Origin of the sequence: Oceanicoccus sp. KOV_DT_Chl (assembly GCF_900120175.1) — a bacterium.
Taxonomy (GTDB): Bacteria; Pseudomonadota; Gammaproteobacteria; order Pseudomonadales; family Dasaniaceae; genus Oceanicoccus.
Genome location: NZ_FQLF01000003.1, coordinates 1 through 1545, shown reverse-complemented (window position 1 = coordinate 1545; position 1545 = coordinate 1). Strand labels below are relative to the sequence as shown.

The window sequence follows — 1545 nt, the reverse complement described above, 5'->3', positions numbered from 1 at the left end:
AAAAAAAAAAAAAAAAAAAAAAAAAAAAAAAAAAAAAAAAAAAAAAAAAAAAAAAAAAAAAAAAAAAAAAAAAAAAAAAAAAAAAAAAAAAAAAAAAAAAAAAAAAAAAAAAAAAAAAAAAAAAAAAAAAAAAAAAAAAAAAAAAAAAAAAAAAAAAAAAAAAAAAAAAAAAAAAAAAAAAAAAAAAAAAAAAAAAAAAAAAAAAAAAAAAAAAAAAAAAAAAAAAAAAAAAAAAAAAAAAAAAAAAAAAAAAAAAAAAAAAAAAAAAAAAAAAAAAAAAAAAAAAAAAAAAAAAAAAAAAAAAAAGAAAAAAAAAAAAAAAAAAAAAAAAAAAAAAAAAAAAAAAAAAAAAAAAAAAAAAAAAAAAAAAAAAAAAAAAAAAAAAAAAAAAAAAAAAAAAAAAAAAAAAAAAAAAAAAAAAAAAAAAAAAAAAAAAAAAAAAAAAAAAAAAAAAAAAAAAAAAAAAAAAAAAAAAAAAAAAAAAAAAAAAAAAAAAAAAAAAAAAAAAAAAAAAAAAAAAAAAAAAAAAAAAAAAAAAAAAAAAAAAAAAAAAAAAAAAAAAAAAAAAAAAAAAAAAAAAAAAAAAAAAAAAAAAAAAAAAAAAAAAAAAAAAAAAAAAAAAAAAAAAAAAAAAAAAAAAAAAAAAAAAAAAAAAAAAAAAAAAAAAAAAAAAAAAAAAAAAAAAAAAAAAAAAAAAAAAAAAAAAAAAAAAAAAAAAAAAAAAAAAAAAAAAAAAAAAAAAAAAAAAAAAAAAAAAAAAAAAAAAAAAAAAAAAAAAAAAAAAAAAAAAAAAAAAAAAAAAAAAAAAAAAAAAAAAAAAAAAAAAAAAAAAAAAAAAAAAAAAAAAAAAAAAAAAAAAAAAAAAAAAAAAAAAAAAAAAAAAAAAAAAAAAAAAAAAAAAAAAAAAAAAAAAAAAAAAAAAAAAAAAAAAAAAAAAAAAAAAAAAAAAAAAAAAAAAAAAAAAAAAAAAAAAAAAAAAAAAAAAAAAAAAAAAAAAAAAAAAAAAAAAAAAAAAAAAAAAAAAAAAAAAAAAAAAAAAAAAAAAAAAAAAAAAAAAAAAAAAAAAAAAAAAAAAAAAAAAAAAAAAAAAAAAAAAAAAAAAAAAAAAAAAAAAAAAAAAAAAAAAAAAAAAAAAAAAAAAAAAAAAAAAAAAAAAAAAAAAAAAAAAAAAAAAAAAAAAAAAAAAAAAAAAAAAAAAAAAAAAAAAAAAAAAAAAAAAAAAAAAAAAAAAAAAAAAAAAAAAAAAAAAAAAAAAAAAAAAAAAAAAAAAAAAAAAAAAAAAAAAAAAAAAAAAAAAAAAAAAAAAAAAAAAAAAAAAAAAAAAAAAAAAAAAAAAAAAAAAAAAAAAAAAAAAAAAAAAAAAAAAAAAAAAAAAAAAAAAAAAAAAAAAAAAAAAAAAAAAAAAAAAAAAAAAAAAAAAAAAAAAAAAAAAAAAAAAAAAAAAAAAAAAAAAAAAAAAAAAAAAAAAAAAAAAAAAAAAAAAAAAAAAAAAAAAAAAAAAAAAAAAAAAAAAAAAAAAAAAAAAAAAAAAAAAAAAAAAAAAAA

At 0.1% G+C, this 1545-nt stretch carries 1 protein-coding gene; it reads left to right on the top strand.

Annotation, left to right across the window (positions count from 1 at the left end):
- On the top strand, positions 1–1545 hold a 1545-nt coding region (locus UNITIG_RS25695; RefSeq protein ID WP_200821331.1), incomplete at both ends, for a hypothetical protein.